The following is a 24,480-nucleotide window of genomic DNA, read 5'->3' on the forward strand; positions in this document are numbered from 1 at the left end:
AAGGCGTCAGAGCTGGTTTTCGGGGCCGATGACCGCCCAGACCGTCTTGCCGCTTGCGGTGGGCGTGCTGCCCCACGCGCGTGACAGCGCTTCGACGATCGCCAGGCCGGAGACGTCGATCCCGGTCGTCGGCGACGGCAGCCGAACGGCCGGGGCATGGCTGCTGTCGGACACTGCGATGGTCGCCGTCGGCCCGTGGCTCTCGAGCCGCATCACGGGAACGCTAGGGGTGTGTTCGAGGACGTTCTCGACGAACACGTTGACCACCACCAGGGCGACCGGGATGAGCGTGGATTGGGACCAGGTGGTGAGCCATTCGCGGACCAGGCGGCGCGACTCGCGCAGGCTGGTCAGGTCGGCGGGCAGCTGAGCGTCGGCGCGACGCACGGCGCGCCGGCTCTGCTGGCCGAGCGCCTTCAGCGCCGCCTTTTCGGTCGAGTACACCGGCATGAAGTAGGCGACGCCGCTGCGGGAGATGGCCTCGCGCGTTCCGCGGTGCGCGCAGACCAACACGATCGGAACATCCGGATTGCTGCGGACCTGCCAGTGCGCGCCGATGAAGGTGGACCACGCCAATTCGGCGAGCACCTTGAGCGCGGAGATGTTGACGATGACGGCAGCCGGCTCATCCAGCGTGGCCTGCAGGATGTGTTCGCGGAGCGTCGCGGAGTTGGTGGCGTCGAGGACACCGTCCACGGTCAGGACGGTCGCCGACTGATCGGTCCGCGTCGCGACGGCCAGCGAGCTGGGGGACTCAGCTACCGAGCTCACCACAGCAACCCCTTTCCCTGCGGGGGCCTCTGGTGTCGAGGCGCCCGGACGCCCGGCTGCGTCGCGTCGTCCGGTTCCATCCCTGCTCCTCGAATCACACCCGGGCCAACTGCTTGAGTATCCGCCCTCAGCGGCAAAAGTCTAATTGGGGGCAAGCGCCCCGGACGCCACCGGAAAGCGCAGCCCACGGGCGTGACATTGAAAACGCGCGCGGCGGGGAGCGCGGTGTGAGTGAGGCGCGTGCCCGTCCCCACCCGTGCGAGGCCCCCGCCTCTACCGCGCCGAACACATTGTTCGTTTTCGCTGCGCAGCACGCGCATCCCCCGGGACTACCACCTTCTGCGTTCCGCCAAACGCAATGACGAGGCCGGAGAAACCGTGGGTCGGGCGGGAAAGGTGGGTGGGTCAGCGCGACGCGTACGGCGGGGCGCCAACCCCGGCGACCGAGTGCGTGCCCCACGGCGTCCGTTCCACGATGCGGGCGGCGGCGCTGCGCCGGCCCACGGTCAACGTCGCGGTCCGTGCTTGCCCGAGCGCCTCGTCGGGCAGCGGCTGCGACGGCGATGCGGACACCGTCCCCTGCCAGTGGTAGCGGCCGTCGATCGGGTCGAGGTGTCCGGTGAGCCGGACCCGGACCGGATGGCGGACGCCGGCGATCTCCAGCGTCGCGGCGCCGTCATAGGTGTCGTCGCGCTCCGGTGCGCCGGCCGACAGGTCGAAGGCGGAGGCGACCGGCGGGGCCTGGTCGGGCGACAGCTGTGCGCGCTCGTTGAACACCCGCAGGCTGCTGGCGCGCACTTCTATGCGGCTGCTGGACGTGCGCTCCATCAGGCGCAGGCACTCGGCGATGTAGCGCGCCTGCGCGCCGGTGTCGGGCCCGGTGATGAAGAAGTAGTTGGGAAAGCCGCGAACCGCCACACCGTAGAACGGCTCCATCCCGTCGTGCCAGGCCTGCCGGATGGTCAGACCGCCGGCGCCGACGAACGCTTGATCGGCCGACTCCTCGGGAATGGAGAATCCGGTGCCGTAGATGATGGCGTCGACGTGATGGTCGGCGCCGTCGCGGGTGCGGATGCCCGACTCGGTGACCGCCGCTATCGGCGACCTTGCGACCGAAGGGCGATGGGCGTCGGCCGGCCGGAGTGGGTGCCGCAGCCGGCGTTTGGCGCGGGTGGACCACAGCGGTACCTCGGTGACGACCCTGCGCGGCGAGTGGGCGAACACGGTGACCGACGCGGCCGCCCGGGTCAGCCGGCCGATTTGGTGGCCGGCGCTCGCGTCCGTGCCGACGATGGCGATGCGCTTGCCGTACGGATCGAACTCGGGTGCCCACGTCGCCGCGTGAAATGACTGTCCCGGGAAGGCGTCGCGGCCCGCGATGTCCGGCAGCCAGGGGACGAACGGCGGCTCGGCGGTGATGACGGCCCGCGCCCGCACGGCCTCGCCGTCGGCCGTCGTCAACAGCCAGGTGTCTGTCGCGTCGTCGAACACCGACTGGACCCGCGCGACGTGCTCGTCGAGGACGACGAAGTCTGTGACGCCCGCGGCCGCCAACGCAGTGGGAGCGTCGGCGCGCGGGCCGAGGACGGCTACGGGGTGGCGGGAGTCAGCGAGGCCGCCCGGCCGCGTCACAGAAACCTGCTGCGCTTCCAGCCGCGGCGCGCGATCGGGCCGAGCAGGCCCACCTCGCTCAGGAACCCCGCCAGCGGGGCGAATCCGGCCACCTGCATCTCGCGGCGGTGCGGGCTGGTGCGCGCGATGTGTCGCGCCCGCCTCGGGTCCAGACCCGTGCGCGCGTACGGGATCGGATTGCTGAACAGGTAGTTGAAGAAATAGCCGCCCAGCCCGTTGATGTTGGCCATGAACCAGCGGTTGATCCGGGGCATTTCGGCCACGCGTTTACGGGCGCCGTCGCGGGCGAACTGGATGTGGCGCGCCTCCTCGGTGACGTGAATCCGCATGAGGCGCTGGATGATTGGCTGCAGCTCCGGGTCGTCCATCATCTGCCGCTGCAGCGAATCGAAGATCTCTTCACCGATCAGCGCGGCCACCCACAGCATCGAGCCGCGCTGAAACGCCAGCGGAAGCGCGTTGATGATCATCCGGTGAAACAGCCGCGGCCGCACCGGCTTTGCGCCGATGCGCTCGATGGCCTTGCCGAACATGACCATGTGGCGGGTCTCGTCGCCCAACTCGGTCAGCTTGTAGTGGGTCGACTTGCTGGTGGGGTCCTCGTGCAGGATCGTTCGCAGCAACGATTGATTGAGCATGTTCTCGAACCAGATCCCGGCCGACAGCGTGTTGACCAGCTCCTGGCGCGAGAGCTCGATTTGTTGCTCGCGGGTCATCTCGTCCCACATCGGCGTGCCGTACAGCGACACCAGGCGCGGCGGCAGGTAGAACTTGTCCGGATCCAGCGGGGCGTCCCAGTCGATGTCAACGACCGGCTCGTAGGACTTTTTGACCGAGCCCCTCAGCAGGCGCTCCGAAAACTCTTCACGACTCGGCCCGCCTGGCTTCACCGCAGTTGTCATGCGCTGGCGTCCCTTCATTGGGTGCTTCAGACGGTACCCATGGTACTGGGTACTTTTGGCCCCGACTAGGCCCTTCAGGTTTCGATTCGGCAGTCTGATGCAAGAGACGAGGAGGGTTTCTTGGGCCGGCATATCCACGTCATCGGCATCGGCGCCGGCGACCCTGACTACGTGACCGTCCAGGCGATCGAGGCGCTCAACGACACCCAGGTGTTCTTCGCGATGGACAAGGGCGAGGCGAAAAGCGACCTGGTGGCGCTGCGACGGGAGATCTGCTCCCGGTTCATCCGCGGGCCCGGCTACCGCTTCGTCGAGCTGCCCGACCCCAAACGCGCGGCCGGCTCCGACTATCGCGAGGCCGTCTCGGACTGGCACGCCGCGCGGGCGCGGGTCTGGGCCGACGCGATCGCCGCCGAGCTGGGACCCGACGGTGTCGGCGCCTTCCTGGCCTGGGGGGACCCGTCGCTCTACGACAGCACCCTGCGCATCCTGGAGGGGGTGGCCACCGAGCTCGAGTTCACCTTCGATGTGATTCCGGGCATCACCGCGGTGCAGGCGCTGACCGCCCGGCACCGCATCCCGCTCAACGAGGTCGGGGAACCGGTGCTCATCACCACCGGTCGGCAGCTGCGCGCGCACGGGTTGACCGGATCGGCGGTCGTCATGCTCGACGCCGAATGCTCCTTCCAGGCGTGCCCGCCCGACACCCGCATCTGGTGGGGCGCCTATCTGGGCACCGCCGACGAGCTGCTGGAGGCCGGCACCGTCGGCGAGGTCGCGGCGCGGATCGTGTCGCTGCGCGCCGACGCCCGCGCGCGGCACGGCTGGATCATGGACACCTATTTACTCAGACCGGCAGACTGAAGGGCGTGCCGGAACTGCCCGAGGTCGAAGCCCTGGCCGACCATCTGCGCCGCCATGCCGTCGGCCTGACGATCGGCCGCGTCGATGTCGGCGCGCTCTCCGTGCTGAAAACGTTCGATCCGCCGCTGGGCGCGCTGCACGGCCAGGCCGTGACCGGGGCCCACCGCTGGGGCAAGTACCTGGGGCTGCAGGCGGGAGAGCTGTCCTTGATCACCCACCTGTCGCGGGCGGGGTGGTTGCGGTGGTCGGACAAGCTGGCCGCGGCGCCGCTGCGGCCGGGCAAGGGCCCGATCGCCTTGCGCGTGCACCTCGGCACGCCCGGCGATGCGCCCGGCTTCGACCTCACCGAGGCCGGCACCCAGAAGCGTCTGGCCGTGTGGCTCGTCGGTGATCCGCAGTCCGTCCCCGGCATCGCCGCCCTCGGACCCGACGCGCTGGAGCTGACCGTCGACGATCTCGCCGGCCTGTTGGCCGGCAACACCGGCCGGATCAAGACGGTCATCACCGACCAGAAGGTGATCGCCGGCATCGGCAACGCCTACAGCGACGAAATCCTGCACGTTGCCAAGATTTCCCCGTTCGCCACCGCCGGCAAGCTGACCGATGAGCAGCTCACCGCCCTGCACGACGCGATGGTGTCGGTCCTGCGCGATGCGGTGAGCCGCTCCGTAGGCCAGGGCGCGGCCACGCTCAAGGGGGAGAAGCGCTCCGGACTGCGGGTGCACGCCCGCACCGGCCTGCCCTGCCCGGTGTGCGGGGACACCGTGCGCGAAGTCTCCTTCGCGGACAAGTCTTTTCAATACTGTCCGACGTGCCAGACCGGCGGCAAGGTGCTGGCCGACCGGCGGATGTCGCGGCTGCTCAAGTAGGCGGCGACCCGCGACTTGACACCTGTCGATATGCTGCCCGGATGACTCGTCAGAAGATCCTCATCACGGGTGCCAGCTCCGGCCTGGGCGCCGGCATGGCGCGGGCGTTCGCCGCGAAGGGCCGCGACCTGGCGCTGTGCGCCCGGCGCACCGACCGGCTCGACGAGCTGAAAGCCGAACTTTCCCAACAGTATCCGGGCATCAAGATCGCCGTGGCGGCGCTGGACGTCAATGACCACGAGCAGGTGCCGAAGGTCTTCGGTGAACTCAGCGACGAGCTCGGCGGCGTCGATCGTGTCATCGTCAACGCGGGCATCGGCAAGGGCGCGAAACTCGGCTCGGGCAAGCTGTGGGCCAACAAGGCGACCCTCGAGACCAACCTGGTTGCCGCGCTGGTGCAGATCGAGACCGCGCTGGAGATGTTCAACAAGGCCGGTTCGGGACATCTGGTTCTCATCTCGTCGGTGCTCGGCAACAAGGGCGTGCCGGGCGTCAAGGCCGCCTACGCGGCGAGCAAGGCCGGCTTGAGCTCGCTGGGGGAATCCCTGCGCGCCGAATACGCCAAGGGCCCCATCAAGGTTTCGGTCATCGAGCCCGGCTACATCGAGTCGGAGATGACGGCCAAGTCGAACAGCACGATGTTGATGGTGGACAACGAGACTGGCGTGAACGCTCTCGTCACCGCCATGGAGCGCGAGCCCGGCCGGGCGGCGGTGCCGTGGTGGCCGTGGGCGCCGCTGGTGCAGGTGATGCGGGTGCTGCCGCCCCCGCTCACCAAGTGGTTCGCCTGAATCAGTGCGGCACCGGCGTGTAATGCTCTGCGTCGCTCGTGAATTCGGGCTTGCCGTAGGTTGCCAGCCGTAGCTTGAGGAGCCCGATCACGTACGCGTCGGTGATGTCCCTGAGCACGGGGACGCGGCTGGCGTGGCTCACTGCGGTAAAACGTCCGATGATGAAGGGCGCGGTGAGGGCGACGCGCACGAGGTCCGTCGGCCCCATCGAGACACCCATCGCCTCGGCGACCTCACGATTCCCGTTGCAGAAGGTGCGAACGAAAGTGAGCTTGCTGAAACTCTTTTCGACCGCCTCCGCGCAACGGTCGAACAGCGTGGTGTCGGGGCGCAAGTAGGCCGCCATCGTGCCGCGGACGAGTTCTTGGCAGATGCTGTCGAACCCGTCGCGCAGCAGTGCCGAGCGCGCGTGCATCACGTGGACGATGTCGGCCGGTTCAGAGGGCAGCAGTTCTTCCGGTAGGCCGAGCAAAAAGCAGCGGTACCTGGCGAATTCGACGACCGCGCGCTCCTCGGGGGTGAACTCCGTCCGGCCCTGTTGGCGCGCCTTACGGGCCAGCAGGTACTGGCCGATCATGCCGGCCGGCATCTGGTCGACCTGCGGCACGGGCATGCCGTATACGGCGGCATCCCACTTGTCGGATTTCTTCAGGGCGTTGTAGCGGACCATGGAGTGCATCAGCCGGACCATGGCGGCCGCCTCGAAACCGGGGCCGAATCGATCCAGCGCACCGGGGAGGGTGGTGACGGCGAAGAAACTGGCGGTCTCGTTCACCCGGCGCGCGGCCCGCTTACCCGAGAGTGCGCCGGTGAGGGCCATCGGCAGCGCGGCATAGGTGTTGGTGAAGGTCGCGATGAAGGCCCCGCGCGTGATGAAGGGTGCCAGCAGCGCTGCGGGAATCCGCTCTTGGCGGGCGCCCTCCCGGACCAGATCGAAGTCGATCCACTCCGGGGTCGCCTCCATGGCGGCGATGAACGAAACCAGTTCGGGGGGCGCGTCGGGCACCGACTCGATTCCCTCTCGGCAGGCCTTCTTGAGCATGTCGATCAGCTGGGCGACGCTGCGCGAAGTCATCAGTGCCGCATAGGGATCGGCGACGACGTCGCCGAGCAGGGTCGCCGTGCTCATCAACTCGACCACGCGGTCGTCTTGCAGAATCGGTGCGCGGTCGGCGATCCAGGCGGGCAGGGCCGAGTCGACGTTCGGTTCCGTGGCCAGACGGTCCGGCCGCCGGTCGAAGTCGAAGTCTCCATACAGGTCGGGCTGCAAATCGCGCTGGCTGCGCACTCGCGCGGCGAGCTCGGGGTAGTACGTGACCATCGCTGCCTCCGATTAACTAACAGTTCGTGAGCAATACTCACAAGTTGTTAGTTATGCTGTCAAGCATGAGTGCGGGCAGCCCGAAGCGGCGCATGACCGGCGAGGGCCGGCGCGAGCAGATCCTCGACGTCACTCACGCGATCGTCGACGCCGAGGGTTTCCACGCGGCCACGCCCAACCGCATCGCCGGGGCCGCCGGCATCAATCGGTCGTTGATCTATCAGCTGTTCGGCGACCCGGCGGGACTCTTCGTCGCACTGATCGACCGTGAGGCGGCGCGGGCCGGCGCCCAATTCGCCGAGGCGGTCTCGGGGTTGGATGCCGTCGCCGGGGACCAGTCGCTGGTCGTCGCGTTCGACGGGGTGCTGGCCGCGGTCGACGCCCATCCGGCGACGTGGCGGCTGTTCCTGTTTCCGCCGCAGGGCGCTCCGCCGGAGTTGTATACGCGGCTGGCGCAATCGCAGGCCGTCGTGCTGGAGTTCTTCGTCACCGAATTGCTGCGCATCAATCCTCACGTGCACGACCCGGAGTACACCGCGCGGATCCTGCACGCGGCCGGACGCGAACTGCTGCAGTTGCACCTGAGCGAGCCGCAGACCGCGACGGTGGAACGTTTGCGTACCTTTGTACGGCGATTGGGCTCCGACGTCATGAGCCGCACGGGCTGACTAGCTGGTGCGCCCGCGTTCGGTCCGGTAGCGGCGCACCAGCGCGTCGGTCGAGCTGTCGGACTGGGGCTCCGGCGAGCCGTCCGACGTGATCACCGGCAGCAGCGCCTTGGCCTGGGTCTTGCCCAGCTCCACCCCCCACTGGTCGAACGAGTCGATGCCCCAGACGACGCCCTCGGTGAAGACCTGATGCTCGTAGAGGGCGATCAGCTGGCCCAGCACCGACGGCGTGAGCCGGTCGGCCAGGATCGAGGTCGACGGCCGGTTGCCGGGCATCACCTTGTGCGGCACGATGTCGGCCGGCGTGCCTTCGGCGGCGATCTCCTCGGCCGTCTTTCCGAACGCGAGCACCTGGGTCTGGGCGAAGAAGTTGCTCATCAACAGGTCGTGCATGCTTCCGGTGCCCTCGACCGTGGGCAGGTCGTCGAGGGGCTGGCTGAAGCCGATGAAGTCGGCCGGCACCAGCCGGGTGCCCTGGTGCAGCAACTGGTAGAAGGCGTGCTGGCCGTTGGTTCCCGGTTCGCCCCAGAAGATTTCGCCGGTATCGGTGGTGACCGGGGTGCCGTCCGCGCGCGTCGACTTGCCGTTGGATTCCATGGTCAGCTGTTGCAGATAGGCGGCGAAGCGGGACAGATCGTTGGAATACGGCAGCACCGCGCGCGACTGAGCTCCCATGAAGTTGGAGTACCACAGCCCGATCAGTCCCAGCAGCGCCGGCGCGTTGGACTCCAGCGGGGCGGTCTTGAAATGCCGGTCCACGATGTGGAATCCGGACAGGAAATCGGCGAACGCCTCCTTGCCGATCGCCGCCATCACCGACAGGCCGATCGCCGAGTCGACCGAGTACCGTCCGCCGACCCAATCCCAGAAGCCGAACATGTTGTCGGTGTTGATGCCGAAGTCGTCGACCAGGCGTTTGTTGGTGGAGACCGCCACGAAATGCTTGGACACCGCGGCGTCGCCGAGCGCGTCGGTCAGCCAGCGGCGCGCGGCGGTCGCGTTGGTGAGGGTCTCCAGCGTCGAGAACGTTTTCGATGCGACGATGAAAAGCGTTGTGGCAGCGTCTAAGTCGGCCAGGGTAGCGATGAGGTCGGCGGGGTCGACGTTGGAGACGAAGCGGGCCGAAATCCCTGCGTCGGCGTAATGACGCAGCGCCTGATACACCATCACCGGGCCCAGGTCCGACCCACCGATGCCGATGTTGACCACGGTGCTGATTCTTTGTCCGGTGGCCCCGGTCCATTCACCGCTGCGTAACCGGTCGGTGAAGTCACCCATCCGGTCCAGCACGGCGTGCACGTCCTCGACGACGTTGTGGCCGTCGACGATCAGCTCGGCGTCGCGGGGCAGCCGCAGCGCGGTGTGCAAGACCGCTCGGTCCTCCGAGACGTTGATGTGCACGCCCGCGAACATCTGGTCACGACGCTCCTCGAGGTTAGCGGCGCGCGCCAAATCGATGAGCAGCCGCAGCGTTTCTCGGGTGATGCGGTGTTTGCTGTAGTCGATGTAGAGGTCACCGACCGAGACGGTGAGTTCGCGGCCTCGGTCGGGATCATCGTCGAAGAACTGGCGCAGATGCGTCGCGCCGATCTGTTCGTGATGCCTGCGCAGGGCGTCCCACGCTGGGGTGGCGGTGATGTCGGGGAGGCTTTGCGCGGAGGTCATACTCCGACCCTAGTGACGGTCGCAAGCGCGGTGTAGCCGGGCGCGGCGGGCCGTCACCGTGGGTTTGGTGACGGTCGCAAGCGCGGTGTAGCCGGGCGCGGCGGGCCGTCACCGTGGCGCAACGCGGATGCGCAGCGACTCAGCCAGGCGTGACTGGTGACCTCAGTGACCCAGCCGGCCCCTGCCCAACCGCAGCAGCAGGATCGCGAGGTCCTTGCCGTCGGGACCGAGCTCGCTGTAGCGCTCGATGACCTTCATCTCGCGGCTGTGCACCAGCCGCGTGCCGCCGGATGCCATCCGGACCTTGCCGATCGCCTGGGACACCTCGGTGCGCCGCTTCACCGCGGCCAGGATCTCGGCGTCCAACCGGTCGATCTCGTGGCGCAAGTCGTCGATGCTCAACTCTTCGGCGTCGGTCGTCTGTGGGGGTTCCACCGTCTCAACCTTCATCTCTGCTAACTCCGCGTTCTCGGGATGTGGGGGTTGTGGTCTCATCCTGTTTCGGGCCTCACAAAAGAGAAGAGCCCCGGTCTTGAGGAAGCGGACCACGGGGCTCTGACGAAAGCAGCTAGACCACGGGGACCGCGAACCGGTACCCGTAGAAAAATCGGCGGCAGTTCGGGGTGAAGGACTGCCGACGGCACTGCGCGTTGAGCACCAAACGAGTGTGCCACTAAAATCGGCTCCCGCGCAAAAACGTCGGCGTGAACTGGCCATTACGCGCCGGGTGGCCGAGCCGAACTCGGTCGAGCCCGCGCACCGGGACATGGTTGCTTACCGGTGTGGATTGCATTAACGCCGGGGGAAATTGAGCGCCGACGGCGTATTTGGCGGCATTGGCCCGGCGCAAATCCCGGTCCGATTATCGGCCACTTTTAGACGTGGGTGCAATTATTTTCCATCGCAAATGCGGTCGCTTATCGGATTGCGAAACTCCCATTGTGTCGGCGTGGATTTGGCCGGTGCGGGGCGTCGGAGGGACTAGCCTGATCTGACGCCTGGACGTGTTGCGTCGGTGGGCGGCGGTAAGTTTGGACCAACATGAGTGTGTATGTAACCGATGCCAATCTGGCCTCCGAGGCAGATCAGCTACTCGAAGGCCTCAACCCGCAACAGCGCCAGGCGGTGGTGCACGAGGGCTCGCCGCTGCTGATCGTCGCGGGGGCCGGTTCGGGCAAGACTGCGGTGTTGACGCGCCGCATCGCCTACCTGATCGCGGCGCGCGGTGTCGGGGTGGGCCAGATCCTGGCCATCACGTTCACCAACAAGGCGGCGGCCGAGATGCGCGAACGCGTGGTGCGGCTGGTGGGCAACCGGGCCCGCGCCATGTGGGTGTCCACCTTCCACTCGACGTGCGTGCGCATCCTGCGCAACCAGGCGTCCCTGATCGACGGCCTCAATTCCAACTTCTCGATCTACGACGCCGACGACTCCCGCCGCCTGCTGCAGATGATCGGGCGCGACATGGGGCTCGACATCAAGCGCTACTCGCCGCGGCTGTTGGCCAACGCCATCTCCAATCTGAAGAACGAGCTGATCGACCCCGCCGAGGCGGTGGCCAAGCTGACGGACGATTCCGATGACCTCGTTCGCACCGTGGCCTCCGTATACGGCGAATACCAGCGGCGGCTGCGCGCGGCCAACGCCCTGGACTTCGACGACCTGATCGGCGAGACCGTCGCGGTGCTGCGGGCCTTCCCGCAGATCGCCCAGCATTACCGGCGGCGGTTCCGTCATGTCCTGGTCGACGAGTACCAGGACACCAATCACGCCCAGTACGTGCTGGTTCGGGAACTGGTCGGCCACGACGCCACAGAAGAATCGCCCGACGACGTTCCGCCTGCGGAATTGTGCGTGGTGGGTGACGCCGACCAGTCGATCTACGCGTTCCGCGGCGCCACAATTCGCAACATCGAGGACTTCGAGCGCGACTACCCGGACGCGACAACCATTCTGCTGGAACAGAATTACCGCTCGACGCAGAACATCCTGTCGGCGGCGAACTCGGTGATCGCCCGCAACTCCGGCCGCCGCGAGAAACGGCTCTGGACCGACGCCGGTGCCGGCGAGCTGATCGTCGGCTACGTCGCGGACAACGAGCACGACGAGGCGAGGTTCGTCGCCGAGGAAATCGATGCGCTCGCCGACCGCGGCGAAATCACCTACAACGACGTGGCCGTGTTCTATCGCACCAACAACTCCTCGCGGTCGTTCGAAGAGGTGTTCATTCGCGCTGGGATTCCCTACAAAGTCGTTGGGGGAGTGCGCTTTTACGAGCGCAAGGAAATCCGTGACATCGTCGCCTATCTGCGGGTGCTGGACAACCCGGGTGATGCGGTCAGCATGCGGCGGATCCTCAACACCCCGCGTCGGGGCATCGGTGATCGCGCCGAGGCCTGCGTGGCCGTCTACGCCGAGAACACCGGCGCGAGTTTCAACGACGCGTTGGTGGCGGCCGCCGAAGGCAGAGTGCCGATGCTCAATTCGCGTGCGGAGAAGGCAATCGCGGGCTTCGTCGAGCTGCTCGACGAGCTCAGGGGCCGACTGGACGAGGATCTCGGTGATCTGGTCGAGTCGGTCCTCGAACGTACCGGCTACCGCCGCGAGCTGGAGTCCTCCACCGATCCGCAGGACCTGGCCAGGTTGGACAACCTCAACGAACTCGTCAGCGTGGCACACGAATTCAGCACCGACCGGGCCAACGCCGCCGCGCTGGACGAGTCGTTGGAGGCCCCGGACGACGAGGACGTGCCGGACACCGGTGTGCTCGCGGAGTTCCTGGAACGGGTCTCCCTGGTTTCCGACAGCGACGAGATTCCCGACGACGGCGCCGGCATGGTCACCCTGATGACTCTGCACACCGCCAAGGGGCTGGAATTCCCCGTGGTGTTCGTCACCGGCTGGGAGGACGGCATGTTCCCGCACATGCGGGCGCTGGACGACCCGACCGAGCTGTCCGAGGAGCGGCGGCTGGCCTATGTCGGCATCACCCGCGCCCGTCAGCGGCTGTACCTGAGCAGGGCCATCGTCCGATCCTCCTGGGGGCAGCCGATGCTGAACCCGGAATCGCGCTTCCTGCGCGAGGTTCCGCAGGAACTCATCGAGTGGCGGCGCACCGCGCCGGCGTCGTCGTTCAGCGCGCCGGTGAGCGGTGCCGGCCGGTTCGGCACCCCGCGCGCGGCGCCGACCCGCTCGGGTGCGGGCAAGCGGCCGTTGCTGGTGCTCGAGCCCGGTGACCGGGTGACCCACGACAAGTACGGGCTCGGGCGCGTCGAGGAGGTGTCCGGCGTCGGCGAATCGGCCATGTCGCTCATCGACTTCGGCAGCGCGGGCCGGGTCAAGCTCATGCACAACCACGCGCCGATCAGCAAGCTCTAGTCGCAACCTCCCGGCCGTCGGAAGGCCTGCCGACCGTGAGGTGATCCGGGAATTTGATATCGCGGGTGATATCGGATTCCGAAGTCGCTTATTGGTCGGGCCGCGGTGAACCGGGTGATCACCCTGCGGTCGCGACGACCCGGCCATCAGGCCGGCGGGTCAGGCCTCCAACCAGCGTTTGGTGCGCGGGTGCATCGCCAGCACCACGCTGGCGATCGGTAGCAACGGCAGCAGGTGCACGATCCACGCCACGCGGGCACCGGCGATGAACACGCCCAGGTACGTCAGCACGGCGACCACGGCGCCGACCACGATGAGGAAGCGCCCAAACGGCCGGTGCTGCAGCAGCATGATGACGCCCGAGACCGTGGTCACGGCGAACACCAGGGCCAGGAACGCGACCGCGACGCAGAAAAGCCGGTCGGACCGCCACCAGCCGGCGACCAGGTCGGTCGCCACCACCGACGTGGCCCACCCGCTGACGATGCTGACGGCGCAGGCGGCGACGGCCGTTCGGTCGCTCGGCCCATCGGCCGGCGCACCCGGCGTGCCTGGCAGCCCCGCGCGAGACGGGCCCTGGTAGGGCGGTGGTTGTGCGGCGATGTGCGTGGTCGGGGTTTCCGGCGCTATGGGGACGGGTCCGGTGGGTGCCCGGCGGATGATGCGGGTTTTCGGGTCCGACGGCGACGCGGATTCGGGCGATGGCGGACCGGGAGGTGGCTGATCGGGCGCGGTCACCTCAACCAGCGTAGTTACCGACCATAAGACCCCGCTTAGCCAGCCATGGGACGGGATCGATTCGTTCGGTGCCCCCCTGGAGCACCTCGAAATGCAGGTGAGGGCCGGTGGAGTTACCCCGGTTGCCCATGGTGGCGATCTGGTCGCCGGCCATTACGCGCTGGCCGACGCTGACCAGCGTGGTGTTGACGTGGCCGTAGAGCGTGACCGTGCCGTCGGCGTGGCGCAGTTTGACCAGCATGCCGTAGCCGGCGGCGGGACCCGAGTCGATGACCACGCCGTCGGACACCGCGTAGATCGGCGTCCCGATCGAGTTGGCCAGGTCGATGCCGGCGTGCAGCACTCCCCAGCGGTAACCGAAGTTGGAGGTGAAGATGCCCTTCGTCGGCATCACGTAGAGCGGCTGCTGCAGCCGTGCCTCACGCTGAGCGCGGTCGTTGGCGAACGCGACGCCCTTGGCGAGCTCCTGGTTGTGCACCGCGGCGGTCGCCGCCGGCTGCAGCGCGACGACCTGGGCACCGCGGATGGTGTTGTTGGCCGAACCGCCGGTGAGCGCCGACGCGTTCGCGGTCAGCACGGCCTCGGTCTTCGGCGTGTCGGCATGGCTGGTGGCGGTGTGCGCAGCCGCGGCGGCCGCGCCCGCGGCCATCGCCGAGATCAGCAGGCGGCCCCGGGCCGCGCTGGTCGGCTCCTTGCGGTGCGCTCCGCCGTGCCGGGCGACGGCGACGACGTCGGTGGTGTGCACGCGACGAGGACGGGGCTCGGCGGCGGGCGCGATGACCACCCGCGGCAGCACCTCGGTGACGGGCGCGGCCAGCCACAGCGGGGTCGGGTCGTCGGCCTCGTTCAGGTCGTCGAGCTCGGGGGCCAGCAACACCTGCGCCTCGTTGTCGAAGGTGGAGTCGTTGCTGTAGTCGAGGTCGCCAAGATCGCAGACCTCGTCGCGCCAATCCAGGTCATCGAAATCGAACCCGTCGAGCGGGAGGATTTCGGTGACTTCGTTGCGATGGGGCTCGGTACCCCGGCCGCCTGCCGCGCGACCAACCCTCACCACACCTGCTGTTTCAGCAGTAGAAGGAGCAAAACGGTGCTGGGACAAGCTGAAATGTCCTCGTATCGTGACCATAACGTTATCTGGACCCTGAGACGGTATCCGCTAACTCGCGGAACTGGCAACCTCGTCGAGCAATCCCGCCGAAATTGTGATTTGGGTCACGAACGGGGTACGCCGCTGAGCCGTGAGCTGTGCCACATCGCCGGACGCGCCGGAAAGGGGCGGTTGGCCAGTGGATACAGTTCGTCCGTGCGAGTTGCCGATCGCGGCACCGCCCATCAAGAGGCCTAGCAGTTGAGTCGAGCGAAGACAGAGAGTCCATGGACCTTTTCGAGTATCAAGCCAAAGAATTGTTCGTCAAGCACAACGTACCGACCACGCCGGGGCGGGTGACCGACACCGCTGAGGGCGCAAGGGAAATCGCGACCGAGGTTGGCGCTCCGGTGATGGTCAAGGCGCAGGTGAAGGTCGGCGGGCGCGGCAAGGCGGGCGGCGTCAAGTACGCGGCCACCCCCGACGACGCCTACGAACACGCGAAGAACATCCTCGGCCTCGACATCAAGGGCCATGTCGTGAAGAAGCTGCTGGTCGCCGAGGCCAGCGACATCGCCGAGGAGTACTACATCTCCTTCCTGCTCGACCGGGCCAACCGCACCTACCTCGCCATGTGCTCGGTCGAGGGCGGCATGGAAATCGAAGAGGTCGCCGCCACCAAGCCCGAGCGGCTCGCCAAGGTGCCGGTGGACGCGGTCAAGGGCGTCGACCTGGCGACCGCGCGTTCCATCGCCGAGAAGGGCCACCTGCCCGCCGAGGTGCTCGACGCCGCCGCGGTGACCATCAACAGGCTGTGGGAGCTCTTCGTCGCCGAGGACGCCACCCTGGTCGAGGTCAACCCGCTGGTGCGCACCCCCGACGACCAGATCCTGGCGCTGGACGGCAAGGTCACCCTGGACGCCAACGCCGACTTCCGTCAGCCCGGCCACGCCGAGTTCGAGGACCGCGACGCCACCGACCCGCTAGAGCTCAAGGCCAAGGAGCACGACCTCAACTACGTCAAGCTGGACGGCGCAGTCGGCATCATCGGCAACGGCGCGGGCCTGGTCATGTCCACCCTCGACGTCGTCGCCTACGCCGGCGAGAAGCACGGCGGGGTCAAACCGGCCAACTTCCTCGACATCGGGGGTGGCGCCTCGGCCGAGGTGATGGCCGCGGGCCTCGACGTCATCCTGAACGACAAGCAGGTCAAGAGCGTGTTCGTGAACGTGTTCGGCGGCATCACCTCGTGTGACGCCGTCGCCAACGGCATCGTGACCGCACTCAACATGCTCGGCGACGAGGCCAACAAGCCGCTCGTGGTGCGCCTGGACGGCAACAACGTCGACGAAGGCCGGCGCATCCTGGCCCAGGCCAACCACCCGCTGGTGATCCAGGCCGACACGATGGACGCCGGAGCCGACAAAGCCGCCGAGCTGGCGAACAAGTAAGGGAGCCAACACATGTCGATCTTCCTGAATAAGGATTCCAAGGTCATCGTCCAGGGCATCACCGGCGGCGAGGGTACCAAGCACACCGCGCTGATGCTGAAGGCCGGCACCCAGGTGGTGGGCGGGGTGAACGCCCGCAAGGCGGGCACCACCGTCTCGCACGTCGACCCGGTCGGCAAGGACGTCGAGCTGCCGGTGTTCGCCACCGTCGCGGAAGCGATGAAGGAGACCGGCGCCGACGTGTCCGTCGTCTTCGTGCCGCCGAAGTTCGCCAAGGACGCGATCATCGAGGCGATCGACGCCGAGATCCCGCTGCTGGTCGTCATCACCGAGGGAATTCCGGTGCAGGACACCGCTTATGCGTGGGCCTACAACGTCGACAAAGGGCAGAAGACCCGCATCATCGGGCCGAACTGTCCCGGGATCATCACGCCGGGCGAGGCGCTGGCCGGTATCACGCCGGCCAACATCACCGGCCCGGGCCCGGTCGGCCTGGTGTCCAAGTCGGGCACGCTGACCTACCAAATGATGTACGAGCTGCGCGATTTCGGGTTCACCACCTCGATCGGCATCGGCGGCGACCCGGTGATCGGGACGACGCACATCGACGCCATCGAGGCGTTCGAGAAGGACCCCGACACCAAGGTCATCGTGATGATCGGTGAGATCGGCGGCGACGCCGAGGAGCGCGCGGCCGACTACATCAAGGCCAACGTCTCCAAACCGGTCGTCGGCTACGTCGCGGGATTCACCGCCCCGGAAGGCAAGACGATGGGCCACGCCGGTGCCATCGTGTCCGGCTCGTCGGGCACCGCGGCCGCCAAGAAGGAAGCCCTGGAGGCCGCCGGCGTCAAGGTGGGCAAGACCCCGTCGGAGACGGCGGCCCTGGCGCGGGAGATCCTGCAGAGCCTGTAGTTCCAATCGAGACCGCGGTTTCGTTCCGTCCCCGTCCATCGGTTAGCCTGTCGAACTAACAGTTGCCAGGAGGTTCGTCATGCCGGTGGATCCGCGTACTCCGGTGCTCGTTGGGGTCGGACAGTTCACCGAGCGCATCGACGACCCCGACTATCGGGGCATGTCGGCGGTCGACCTCGCGACCGCGGCCACGCAGGCGGCTCTCGCGGACGTCGGCGCCAGAGGCGTTGCCAAGGCCGTCGACACGGTCTTCGGGCTACGGCAGTTCGAGATCTCCGGACCTATGCCGGCGACCCTGGGTAAGTCCAACAACTACCCGCGTTCGGTGATGAAGCGGCTGGGCGGCGACCCGGCCCGCGTGGTACTCGAACCGGTCGGGGGGCAGGGCCCGCAGAAGCTGGTCACCGAGGCGGGCAACACGATCGCGGCCGGCGCAGCTGATGTCGTGCTGATCATGGGCTCCGAGCCGGGGTCGACGGCTCGTTACTTCGCGAACCGTGATGACAAGCCGGACTTCACCGAACACGTCGAGGGTCGGCTGGAGGATCGCGGCCACCAGATTTCCAGCTATATCGACGAATACACGATCCAGCACGGCTTGACCGGCGCACCCGTGCAGTACGGGCTGCTGGAGAACGCCCGGCGCGCACGCCTTAGGCGGGGGGTGGCCGACTATCGGCGCGAAATGGCCGAACTGTTCGCCCCGATGTCGAAAGTGGCTGCCAAGAACCCGTTTTCGTCATCGCCGGTCGAACGGTCGATCGACGAGATCATCACTATCACCGACGACAACCGGATGATCAGTGACCCGTATCCGCGTCTGCTCGTCGCCCGTGACCAGGTCAACCAGGGCGCCGCGGCGGTGCTGATGTCGGTGGAGGCGGCGAGGAGCCTCGGGGTGGCCGAGGACAACTGGGTTTATCTGCACGGCCATTCGGACATGGTCGAGCAGGCGATGCTCGACCGCGCCGACCTGGGCGCCAGCCCGGCCGCCGTCCATGCGGCGCACGAAGCGTTGCGGGTGGCCGGAATCGGTGTCGACGACATCGCCACCTTCGATCTGTACAGCTGCTTTCCGTTTCCGGTGTTCGTCATCTGCGAAGCCCTGGGCATCGACGGCGACGACCCGCGCGGCCTGACCCTCACCGGAGGGTTGCCGTATTTCGGCGGCCCCGGCAACAGCTATTCGCTGCACGGCATCGCCGAGACGGTCGCCCAGATGCGGGACAGGCCAGGGGAATTCGGGTTCGTCGGTGCCAACGGCGGCATCATGAGCAAGTACTCGGTCGGTATCTACTCGACCACGCCGGTGGAGTGGCGCGCCGACAACTGTGCGGAGCTGAACAAGGAGGTCGCCGCGCTGCCCAAGGTCGACGTCACGAAAAAGCCGGACGGTGCGGCAACCATCGAGACGTACTCCGTGCGCTACGACTGGCCGGTCCGCACCGGCATCATCGTCGGCAGGCTCGCCGCGGACCACACGCGATTCATGGCCACCACCGACGACGACGATCTCGTGGCTTTGATGTGCGACGGCGACCCACTCGGTGCGGAGATCTTCGTGTGGTCAACCGACAACGGCAATCGGGCTTCGCTGGGGTAGACCCGGTCGGACTCCCGCCGCCGGCCGCGCGACACATAAACCACGGAGGCGACACGCCGTGGACGGTCGCCGTGGTTTATGTCTCGCGGGGGTGAATGACGTCGGGGGTGGACCCGGGCGTTAAACCAGGGCGGCCAGCTTGCCCGCCAGCCGCTCGACGTAGGCGGCGACCTCGTCCTCGGACTTGTCCGGCAGGCCGAACAGCACCTCGGTCACCCCCAGCTCGGCCCACTTGGCCAGCTTCTCGGGGATCGGCTTGAAGTCCAGCGCCACGATCTGCGGGGCGCCGTCGCGGCCGGCGGCCGCCCAGATGTCCTGCAACAACTTCACCGGCTCGTCGATGTCGAAGTCGCGCGGCGTGGTGATCCAGCCGTCGGCACTGCGGGCGATCCACTTGAAGTTCTTCTCGTTGCCCGCGGCACCCACCAGCACCGGAATGTGCGGCTGCACGGGCTTGGGCCAGGCCCAGCTCGGGCCGAACTTGACGAACTCGCCGTTGTAGGAGGCTTCCTCTTGGGTCCACAGCGCGCGCATCGCTTCGAGGTACTCGCGCAGGCAGGTGCGGCGGCGTCCGGCCGGCACGCCGTGGTCGGCGAGCTCGTCGGTGTTCCAGCCGAACCCGACGCCCAGGCTCACCCGTCCGCCGGACAGGTGGTCGAGGGTGGCAATGCTTTTCGCCAACGTGATCGGGTCGTGTTCGACGGGCAGCGCGACCGCCGTGGACAGCCGCACCCGCGAGGTGACGGCAGACGCCGCGCCCAGACTTACCCATGGGTCTAGCGTCCGCATGTAGCGGTCGTCGGGCAGCGACGCGTCGCCCGTCGTCGGGTGCGCCGCCTCCCGCTTGATCGGGATGTGCGTGTGTTCTGGCACGTAAAAGGTCGTGAAGCCGTGTTCGTCGGCAAGCTTCGCCGCCGACGCCGGAGAGATGCCGCGGTCGCTGGTAAAGAGCACAAGCCCGTAATCCATGGGGAGAATTAGAACGTGTTCTACCTCCGCTGAGCAAGCGGCCGCCGCGCCTGCCGTCCCGGGCGAGGCCCGCGGCACGGATCGCGGTCCAAGCCGGTGGCCACGGCACGGGCGTTCCGAAGTGCGCTAGCGTGGTTGATCGATCGCGTCGCAACGCAACCGCCGGGCACGGCGTTTATGGAACGGCGCGCCCGCAAGCACAGCGTCGCGACCCGACCGTCGCGCCCGGCAAGGCACTTCACAGGCAAAGCAACAGGAGGAGCCAATGACCTACTCGCCCGGTAGCCCCGGATACCAACCCTCGCCGCAGGGCGGCTCCTACGCAGGCGGCACTCCGTCGTTCACCAAGGACGACGACGGCGCCACCAAGCTCCCGCTCTACCTGAACATCGCGGTGGTCGTGCTCGGCCTGGCGGTGTATCTGCTGAACTTCGGGCCGACGTTCACCATCGGCGCCGACCTGGGCCCGGGCGTCGGCGGACGCGCCGGGGACGCCGGCACCGCGGTCATCGTGGCGGTCCTGGCCGCACTGCTGGCCGGCCTGAGCCTGGTGCCCAAGGCCAAGAACTACGCCGGCATCGTCGCGGTCATCGCGGTCCTCGGGGCGTTGCTGGCCATCACCGAGACCATCAACCTGCCCACCGGCGTCTCGATCGGCTGGGCGATGTGGCCCCTGGTGGCGTGCGCCGTGCTGCAGGCGATCGCCGCCGTCGTCGCCGTGTTGTTGGAGGCGGGCGTGATCACGGCGCCGGCGCCGCGGCCCAAGTACGACCCCTACGCCCAGTACGGCCAGTACGGGCAGTACGGGCAATACGGCCAGCAGCCCTATTACGGTCAGCCCGGCCAGCAGCAGTCCCCGCAGCATCCGGGATACGGCTCGCAGTACGGGGGTTATCCCAGCCAGGCCCCGACCCAAACCGCCGTCCAGACGGGCGGTTTCGGCGCCCAGCCCGCGCCGCAGTCCGGCCCCCAGCAGGCCGCGCAGCAAGGGCCGTCCACGCCGCCGACGGGGTTCCCCAGCTTCAGCCCGCCGCCCGCGGCCGGTGCGGGCTCCGAGGGTTCGGCGCCCAATTACTCCGGCCAGCCCGGCCAGCAGCCCTACGGCCAGGAGCAGCAGCCGCCTTCGTCGCCGTCTGGTCCAGCGCCGTCCTAACCGTGCGGTTCCGCGCCTAGTCGGGACGTGCGCCGAGAGTGACACGGGTGGAAAACAACCGGCCGGCGGGCGCTCGCCAGGCTCGTGACCTTGTCCGGGTCGCATTCGGCCCTGCGGTGGTGGCCCTGGTCGTCATCGCCGCGGTCACGCTGTTGCAGTTGTTGATCGCCAACAGCGACATGACCGGCGCGTTGGGCGCGATCGCGAGCATGTGGCTCGGCGTCCACCAGGTGCCGATTTCGATCGGCGGCCGCGAACTGGGCGTGATGCCGCTGCTGCCGGTGCTGTTGATGATCTGGGCCACCGCGCGCAGCACGGCCCGCGCCACGTCGCCGTATTCCTCGTGGCTGGTGATCCGCTGGGTCGTCGCGTCGGCCCTCGGGGGTCCCCTGCTGATCGCCGCGATCGCCTTGGCGGTCATCCACGACGCGTCGTCGGTGATCACCGAGCTGCAAACGCCCAGCGCCCTGCGCGCGTTCGCCAGCGTTCTGGTGGTGCACGCCATCGGTGCCGCGTTCGGCGTGTGGTCGCGGGTGGGACGACGGGCCTTGGCGGCGTCGCCGCTGCCGCTGTGGCTGGGCGACGCCCTGCGCGCCGCGTCCGCCGGCGTGCTGGCGTTATTCGGGCTCTCCGGCTTGGTCACCGCCGCCTCGCTGGTGGTGCATTGGGCGACGATGCAGGACCTCTACGGGATCACCGAATCGATATTCGGCCAGTTCAGCCTCACCGTGCTGTCGATGTTGTACGCGCCGAACGTCATCGTCGGCACGTCAGCAATGGCGGTCGGGTCCAGCGCTCACCTCGGCTTCGCGACGTTCAGTTCGTTCACCGTCTTCGGGGGCGACATCCCGGCGCTGCCGATCCTGGCCGCGGCCCCCAGGCCGCCGCTCGGGCCGGTGTGGGTCGCCCTGCTCATCATCGGCGCCTCGTCCGGGGTGGTGGTCGGGCAGCAATGCGCCCGTCGCGCGCTGCCGCTGATCCCGGCGATGGGCAAGCTCCTGGTCGCGTCGGCCGTCGGCGCGTTGGCGATGTGCCTGCTCGCATACGGCGGCAGCGGGCGGCTGGGCAACTTCGGCGATGTCGGCGTCGACCAGGGCGCCTTGTTGATCGGGGTGTTCTTCTGGTTCTCGGTCGTCGGCGGCATCACGCTGGTGATGAGCGGCGGCGTCAGGGCCCGGCCCCGCCGGCCCAGGCCCGCGCCGGCCGCCGCGGAAGAACCGGCGGACTTTGCCGAGGTCTTCGAAGAGCCGGACGCCGACGCCGACGACGAGCCGCCGGTCGGACCTCCCGACCACGACGACGTCGACGGGCCTGGCGCACCGGTCAGCGACGACGACGCATCGCTGGGCGACGACGTCGGCGCCCCGCCGCCCGACGACGCGGAGCCGAGCGCGACCGACCGCGAGTCCGGCGAGTAGCTGCCACTAGGCTCTGTGCTTGTGGCCGAACCGCTCCATGTGCCCCCGAGTGCGCCGGCACGGGTGGTGGTGCTGGCATCGGGCACCGGATCACTGCTGAGCTCGCTGCTCGATGCCGCCGTCGGCGAGTACCCGGCCCGCGTGGTCGCCGTCGGCGCCGATCGCGACTGCCTGGCCACCGAGATCGCCGCGCGGGCGGCGCTGCCGACCTTCACCGCCCGGCTCGGCGACCATCCCGGCCGCGCCGCCTGGGACGCGGCCATCACCGAAGCCACCGCCGCGCACTCACCCGACTTGGTCGTGTCGGCGGGCTTCATGAAAATACTTGGACCACAGTTCCTTTCGCGCTTCTATGGACGGATCATCAACACCCATCCGGCGTTGTTGCCGGCGTTCCCGGGTGCGCACGGAGTGGCCGACGCGTTGGCCTACGGCGTCAAGGTCACGGGTTGTACGGTGCATCTGGTGGACGCCGGGACGGACACCGGGCCGATCTTGGCCCAGCAATCCGTGCCGGTGCTCGACGGCGACAGCGAAGAGACCCTGCATGAACGCATCAAGGTCACCGAACGGAAGCTCCTGGTGGACGTGGTGGCCGAGATCGCGACCGGAGGCCTGACCCTGGTCGGAAGAACAGCGTCGATCGGACGAAAGGCGACCACACGATGAGCACCGACGACTGGCCGGAGACGGCGAAAAGGCCGATCCGCCGCGCGTTGATCAGCGTCTACGACAAGACCGGCCTGGTCGACCTCGCCCGGGGCCTGACGGACGCGGGCGTCGAGATCGTCTCGACCGGATCGACGGCGAAGACCATTGCCGACAAAGGCATTCCGGTCACCCGGGTGGAGGAGCTGACCGGCTTTCCCGAGGTGCTCGACGGCCGGGTCAAGACGCTGCACCCCCGGGTGCACGCCGGCCTGCTCGCCGACCTCCGCAAACCCGAGCACGCCGCGGCGCTCGAGGAACTCGGTGTCGCCGCCTTCGAACTCGTCGTCGTCAACCTGTATCCGTTCAGCGAGACGGTCGATTCCGGCGCCAGCATCGACGAGTGCGTCGAGCAGATCGACATCGGCGGGCCGTCGATGGTCCGCGCGGCCGCGAAAAACCATCCCAGCGTGGCGGTGGTCGTCGACCCGCGCGGTTACGACGGCGTGCTCGCCGCGGTGCGGCACGGCGGCTTCACCCTTGCGGAGCGGAAAAAGCTGGCGGCGCTCGCTTTTCAGCACACCGCGGAGTATGACATCGCCGTCGCGGGCTGGATGGAGTCGACGCTGGCGCCCGAACACCCGCCGACCGCGTTCCCCAAGTGGTTGGGGCGCAGCTGGACCCGATCGACGATGCTGCGCTACGGCGAGAACCCGCATCAGCAGGCGGCGCTCTACGCCGACCCCGGCGCCTGGCCGGGGCTGGCGCAGGCCGAGCAGCTGCACGGAAAAGAGATGTCGTACAACAACTTCACCGACGCGGACACGGCCTGGCGGGCCGCCTTCGACCACGAACAGACCTGTGTCGCGATCATCAAGCACGCCAACCCCTGTGGGATCGCGATCTCGGCGGAATCGGTGGCCGACGCGCATCGCAAGGCCCACGAATGCGATCCGCTGAGCGCCTTCGGCGGGGTCATCGCGGCCAACACCGAGGTCAGCCTCGAGATGGCCGAGTACGTGAGCACCATCTTCACCGAGGTGATCGTCGCCCCGGCCTACGCGCCGGAGGCGCTGGAAGCCCTGACGCGGAAGAAGAACATCCGGGTGCTCGTGGCCTCCGAGCCGCTGACCGGCGGCACGGAGCTGCGGCCGATCAGCGGTGGGCTGCTGGTCCAGCAACGTGACGAGCTCGACGCGCACGGCGACAATCCCGCGAACTGGACGCTGGCGACGGGATCGCCCGCCGACCCGGCCACGCTGACCGACCTGGTCTTCGCCTGGCGGGCGTGCCGCGCGGTCAAGTCCAACGCCATCGTGATCGCCGGCGGCGGCGCGACCATCGGTGTCGGCATGGGACAGGTGAACCGGGTGGACGCCGCCCGGCTCGCCGTCGAGCGGGGCGGCGACCGCGTCCGCGGCGCGGTGGCCGCGTCGGACGCGTTCTTCCCCTTCCCCGACGGACTCGAGACGCTGACCGCCGCCGGGGTCAGGGCGATCGTGCACCCCGGCGGCTCGGTCCGCGACGACGAGGTGACCGCCGCGGCAGCCAACGCCGGCGTCACGCTGTACCTCACCGGCGCCCGCCACTTCGCCCACTGAACGCTCGGCGCGTGGGGCATTCACGCAACGCGTAGC

The 24,480-nt window shown here is 68.1% G+C and carries 20 protein-coding genes and 3 pseudogenes; 14 read left to right on the forward strand and 9 right to left on the reverse strand.

What is annotated here, in order from left to right:
• Positions 1-6 precede the first annotated feature (6 nt).
• Both A5704_RS07715 and A5704_RS07720 read right to left on the reverse strand, forming a co-directional pair.
• Entirely contained in the window at positions 7-771 is a 765-nt protein-coding gene (locus A5704_RS07715; RefSeq protein ID WP_067753730.1) for an STAS domain-containing protein, read from the reverse strand.
• A gap of 405 nt (positions 772-1,176) precedes the next feature.
• On the reverse strand, positions 1,177-2,160 hold the full coding sequence (locus A5704_RS07720) for a DUF4873 domain-containing protein (protein ID WP_231968920.1): 984 nt from the start codon (positions 2,158-2,160) through the stop codon (positions 1,177-1,179).
• Between the two features lie 207 nt (positions 2,161-2,367).
• Between A5704_RS07720 and A5704_RS29095 the strand changes: the two are divergent.
• Positions 2,368-2,460, forward strand: a pseudogene (locus A5704_RS29095) (hypothetical protein); the annotation flags it as partial.
• A gap of 50 nt (positions 2,461-2,510) precedes the next feature.
• Here A5704_RS29095 and A5704_RS07725 read toward each other — a convergent pair.
• Positions 2,511-3,437: pseudogene (locus tag A5704_RS07725) on the reverse strand (diiron oxygenase); the annotation flags it as partial.
• Between A5704_RS07725 and cobF the strand changes: the two are divergent.
• The 4 genes and pseudogenes from cobF to A5704_RS07740 all read left to right on the forward strand — a co-directional run bounded on the left by cobF (position 3,426) and on the right by A5704_RS07740 (position 5,829).
• Positions 3,426-4,169: a precorrin-6A synthase (deacetylating) gene (gene cobF, locus A5704_RS07730; RefSeq protein WP_067888304.1), complete on the forward strand. Its 744-nt coding sequence runs from the start codon at positions 3,426-3,428 to the stop codon at positions 4,167-4,169. The pseudogene A5704_RS07725 and the gene cobF sit on opposite strands and share 12 nt — an antisense overlap.
• 5 nt (positions 4,170-4,174) lie before the next feature.
• Positions 4,175-4,417, forward strand: a pseudogene (locus tag A5704_RS29100) (DNA-formamidopyrimidine glycosylase family protein); the annotation flags it as partial.
• A 126-nt stretch (positions 4,418-4,543) separates the two neighbouring features.
• Entirely contained in the window at positions 4,544-5,038 is a 495-nt protein-coding gene (locus tag A5704_RS29105) for a zinc finger domain-containing protein (protein WP_369807418.1), read from the forward strand.
• Between the two features lie 41 nt (positions 5,039-5,079).
• On the forward strand, positions 5,080-5,829 hold the full coding sequence (locus tag A5704_RS07740) for an SDR family oxidoreductase (protein ID WP_067753641.1): 750 nt from the start codon (positions 5,080-5,082) through the stop codon (positions 5,827-5,829).
• Between the two features lies 1 nt (position 5,830).
• Here A5704_RS07740 and A5704_RS07745 read toward each other — a convergent pair whose 3' ends face one another.
• Positions 5,831-7,150 carry an oxygenase MpaB family protein gene (locus A5704_RS07745; RefSeq protein WP_067888307.1) on the reverse strand — a complete coding sequence of 440 codons (1,320 nt, stop codon included), beginning with the start codon at positions 7,148-7,150 and terminating at the stop codon, positions 5,831-5,833.
• Between the two features lie 92 nt (positions 7,151-7,242).
• Between A5704_RS07745 and A5704_RS07750 the strand changes: the two genes are divergently transcribed.
• Entirely contained in the window at positions 7,243-7,818 is a 576-nt protein-coding gene (locus tag A5704_RS07750) for a TetR/AcrR family transcriptional regulator (RefSeq protein ID WP_067753727.1), read from the forward strand.
• Here A5704_RS07750 and pgi read toward each other — a convergent pair whose 3' ends face one another.
• Both pgi and A5704_RS07760 read right to left on the reverse strand, forming a co-directional pair.
• Positions 7,819-9,483: a glucose-6-phosphate isomerase gene (gene pgi / locus A5704_RS07755; RefSeq protein WP_067888310.1), complete on the reverse strand. Its 1,665-nt coding sequence runs from the start codon at positions 9,481-9,483 to the stop codon at positions 7,819-7,821.
• Between the two features lie 162 nt (positions 9,484-9,645).
• Positions 9,646-9,978 (reverse strand): chorismate mutase, encoded by a 333-nt coding sequence (locus A5704_RS07760; RefSeq protein WP_082950482.1) that lies wholly within the window; start codon positions 9,976-9,978, stop codon positions 9,646-9,648.
• Positions 9,979-10,524: 546 nt separating this feature from the next.
• On the opposite strand from A5704_RS07760, the gene pcrA reads away from it, so the two are divergent.
• Positions 10,525-12,861 carry a DNA helicase PcrA gene (pcrA, locus tag A5704_RS07765; RefSeq protein WP_067758166.1) on the forward strand — a complete coding sequence of 779 codons (2,337 nt, stop codon included), beginning with the start codon at positions 10,525-10,527 and terminating at the stop codon, positions 12,859-12,861.
• A gap of 159 nt (positions 12,862-13,020) precedes the next feature.
• Here pcrA and A5704_RS07770 read toward each other — a convergent pair whose 3' ends face one another.
• Entirely contained in the window at positions 13,021-13,599 is a 579-nt protein-coding gene (locus A5704_RS07770) for a hypothetical protein (RefSeq protein WP_067758163.1), read from the reverse strand.
• 1 nt (position 13,600) lies between these two features.
• Positions 13,601-14,650: a M23 family metallopeptidase gene (locus A5704_RS07775; RefSeq protein WP_156670187.1), complete on the reverse strand. Its 1,050-nt coding sequence runs from the start codon at positions 14,648-14,650 to the stop codon at positions 13,601-13,603.
• Positions 14,651-14,973: 323 nt separating this feature from the next.
• Here A5704_RS07775 and sucC point away from each other — a divergent pair, with 323 nt between their 5' ends.
• The 3 genes from sucC (at position 14,974) to A5704_RS07790 (ending at position 18,655) form a co-directional block, all read left to right on the forward strand.
• Positions 14,974-16,137: an ADP-forming succinate--CoA ligase subunit beta gene (gene sucC, locus A5704_RS07780; protein ID WP_067888313.1), complete on the forward strand. Its 1,164-nt coding sequence runs from the start codon at positions 14,974-14,976 to the stop codon at positions 16,135-16,137.
• A gap of 12 nt (positions 16,138-16,149) precedes the next feature.
• Positions 16,150-17,052: a succinate--CoA ligase subunit alpha gene (gene sucD, locus A5704_RS07785; RefSeq protein ID WP_067758157.1), complete on the forward strand. Its 903-nt coding sequence runs from the start codon at positions 16,150-16,152 to the stop codon at positions 17,050-17,052.
• A 79-nt stretch (positions 17,053-17,131) separates the two neighbouring features.
• On the forward strand, positions 17,132-18,655 hold the full coding sequence (locus A5704_RS07790) for an acetyl-CoA acetyltransferase (RefSeq protein ID WP_067888316.1): 1,524 nt from the start codon (positions 17,132-17,134) through the stop codon (positions 18,653-18,655).
• Positions 18,656-18,775: 120 nt separating this feature from the next.
• On the opposite strand, the gene A5704_RS07795 is transcribed toward A5704_RS07790, so the two are convergent.
• Positions 18,776-19,624 carry an LLM class F420-dependent oxidoreductase gene (locus A5704_RS07795; protein WP_067888319.1) on the reverse strand — a complete coding sequence of 283 codons (849 nt, stop codon included), beginning with the start codon at positions 19,622-19,624 and terminating at the stop codon, positions 18,776-18,778.
• A gap of 265 nt (positions 19,625-19,889) precedes the next feature.
• Here A5704_RS07795 and A5704_RS07800 point away from each other — a divergent pair, with 265 nt between their 5' ends.
• From A5704_RS07800 to purH, 4 genes are read left to right on the forward strand one after another with little or no spacing between them, the layout of a single operon-like run.
• Positions 19,890-20,777: a DUF5336 domain-containing protein gene (locus A5704_RS07800; protein WP_067758149.1), complete on the forward strand. Its 888-nt coding sequence runs from the start codon at positions 19,890-19,892 to the stop codon at positions 20,775-20,777.
• Between the two features lie 47 nt (positions 20,778-20,824).
• Positions 20,825-22,195, forward strand: coding sequence for a DUF6350 family protein (locus A5704_RS07805; protein ID WP_067758146.1), 1,371 nt, complete (start codon positions 20,825-20,827; stop codon positions 22,193-22,195).
• 21 nt (positions 22,196-22,216) lie between these two features.
• On the forward strand, positions 22,217-22,864 hold the full coding sequence (gene purN, locus A5704_RS07810; protein WP_067758200.1) for a phosphoribosylglycinamide formyltransferase: 648 nt from the start codon (positions 22,217-22,219) through the stop codon (positions 22,862-22,864).
• A complete protein-coding gene (gene purH / locus A5704_RS07815; protein ID WP_067758143.1) occupies positions 22,861-24,444 on the forward strand; it encodes a bifunctional phosphoribosylaminoimidazolecarboxamide formyltransferase/IMP cyclohydrolase in 1,584 nt (527 codons plus the stop codon). The genes purN and purH overlap by 4 nt, the downstream gene beginning before the upstream one ends.
• The last annotated feature ends 36 nt before the right edge of the window (positions 24,445-24,480 follow it).

The organism is Mycobacterium sp. E735 (assembly GCF_001666955.1).
Classification (GTDB): Bacteria; Actinomycetota; Actinomycetes; order Mycobacteriales; family Mycobacteriaceae; genus Mycobacterium.